This is a genomic window from Vibrio sp. M260118 (assembly GCF_036533755.1).
In the GTDB taxonomy this organism is placed as follows: Bacteria; Pseudomonadota; Gammaproteobacteria; order Enterobacterales; family Vibrionaceae; genus Vibrio.
This window is the reverse complement of sequence record NZ_JATABG010000479.1, coordinates 1-2,170: the sequence shown is the minus strand read 5'-3', so window position 1 is coordinate 2,170 and position 2,170 is coordinate 1. Positions and strand designations below refer to the sequence as shown.

Genomic DNA, 2,170 nt, shown 5'->3' with positions numbered 1-2,170 from the left:
CCACTTGATAGTGAATGACAAGTGATGAACAACATACCAACAAATAATAACCTAAGTGCTTATACAATAATCAAAAGCACAATTAAATTTTGACACATATTATGATTTCTACGTCAAATATGCGAAAACGGGCAATCCTAACATAATTGAAAGTTAAACCACTCACATTTTGAGCATTTCGTTTAAGTCATGTGATTATAGTATTTCGTGTACATCATCATTCATAAAGATCTAAGACCGCAATTTAGGCGCGATCATTAAAGAACCAACCTAAACACATCAATAGCGTTCATATTATGACGTTAACTGCCCGCTAACGCTTGCCTAATACAACAAGTCTCAACATGTCTGATTTTTCTCATCGAGGACTCTAAGGACACTCTTGAGCCCATTAACTTTCCCTAATAATTGCACTGATCGCTCTCTTGCTCCTTTAAGGAGCATAACCAGTTTCGGTTCTAATTCTGGGAAACGCTTATTCAGAGAACGGTATTCGTTAATCTCACCTAAAACAACCTCTAGCTCTCGTTTGTAATGGTTATACTCACTAGTTAAGACCGAATAGCCCTGATCCGATGCAATCTCAATGTCTACATTTACTAATTTAGGTTCCACCTGAATAGCTTTGAAAGCTTCCGTCTGAAAATAGCGTTTCTGATGACCACTACCTTCACTCCTAAGCCAGCCATGCTTCATGAACCGCAAGATTTGTCGATAAACTTTTTTACGCGCTTCATCAGCATCAATGTGGAAACCTCTTAGGACAATAAACTCATCCCTCAACTCAGTCACTGAAAAATCATCAATTGTTCTTTCAATCAATAACTTGTACATCTCTGCACTGATTTTAATAGAACGCTTCATGTAATACTTATACCGCAATAAAACTAAGGATTGCTTAGTATACAGAGATCGGTAAAACTAAGAAAATCTTAGTTAAGTAGAGTTTCATAATATGAGCCATAAGTGTCATTCCAAAGTCCAATCCCATTACGTCTCAAAGAAGCGCGTAAGAAAGCAAAACTCTCTCAGAAAGCCTTGGGAGTGCGAATAGGTATGGATGAAAGCTCTGCGAGTCCGAGAATGAACCAGTATGAAAAAGGGAAACATACACCGGATGTTCAAACGCTAAAATTGATTGCGGACGAGCTTGGTGTACCTTTGAACTACTTTTTTTGTGAGGACGAAGTCTCGGCAGAGCTGTCTCTGTATATAGAAAAACTCTCCAAAGAAAATAAAATGAAGCTGCTTCAAATCATCAAAGATATGAGTGGGGACTGAAAAACAAACATGAACTTCATTGATATAAAAAGAATGCCCAAAGGGGAGTTGCATGTACACTTGAACGGCCTCGCCAACACAGCTCTTCTCCGATCTCTTTTACAAGCAAGTATCAATGAACTCCCCTCAGGTTTTGACTTACGTTACGACTTAACGAGAAAAACTCCAGCTAGCTCTCTAGCTGAATACTTAACGCCTTGGCAAGCACTCAGGTTAGTACCACAAAGTAGAGCAGATTTATCTAAAATTGTAGATAGCGCATTCTTCGAACTCAAAAATGATAATGTTAAATTTGTAGAGCTACGCAATAGCGTCATATACATATCCCTCCTAAACAATATTACAGTGCAAGAAGCATTGGAATGGCTACTACAAGACATAGAAGAGTTCTCGTGTCGTTACAATATAAAAGCAGGCCTACTTCTAACTATCACGCGTGGGGAGTACGCTCCAGAACACTTACGAGCATTAGTAGATGCCTATAAATCTCTTGGCCGCCCTCAGTCAGTCATTGGATTGGACCTAGCTGGTAATGAGGATATCTCACCTCCTCCAGAGACAGCGCATCTATTTAGAACAGCTAAAGATGAAGAAGGGCTGTCTATTACAATCCATGCAGGCGAAACAGGTAATCCCCAGAATATTGAAGATGCCATCATTAACTACTCTGCCGATAGAATTGGCCATGGAACAGCAATAGTTAAAGATCCAAGACTGATTGAGTTAGTTAAGAACAAAGATATTTGCATTGAAGTGTGCCCTGTAAGCAATCGTCTAACAAATGCTGTAGCAGAGAATGAATCTCACCCTGTTACAGAAATGGTTAAGTACGAAATACCTTTCGTTATCTGTTCAGACAATCCCTCTATACACGGTTCTACTCTCAGCG

3 protein-coding genes are annotated in these 2,170 nt (G+C 39.3%); 2 read left to right on the top strand and 1 reads right to left on the bottom strand.

Annotated elements, in window-relative coordinates; genetic code table 11:
- Window positions 1-339 precede the first annotated feature (339 nt).
- A complete protein-coding gene (locus QTO00_RS18605) occupies window positions 340-852 on the bottom strand; it encodes a hypothetical protein (RefSeq protein WP_331426096.1) in 513 nt (170 codons plus the stop codon).
- 114 nt (window positions 853-966) lie between these two features.
- Here QTO00_RS18605 and QTO00_RS18600 point away from each other — a divergent pair, with 114 nt between their 5' ends.
- Window positions 967-1,281 carry a helix-turn-helix domain-containing protein gene (locus tag QTO00_RS18600; protein ID WP_083135936.1) on the top strand — a complete coding sequence of 105 codons (315 nt, stop codon included), beginning with the start codon at window positions 967-969 and terminating at the stop codon, window positions 1,279-1,281.
- A 9-nt stretch (window positions 1,282-1,290) separates the two neighbouring features.
- The coding region (locus tag QTO00_RS18595) for an adenosine deaminase (protein WP_331426095.1) at window positions 1,291-2,170 on the top strand (880 nt) is incomplete at its 3' end.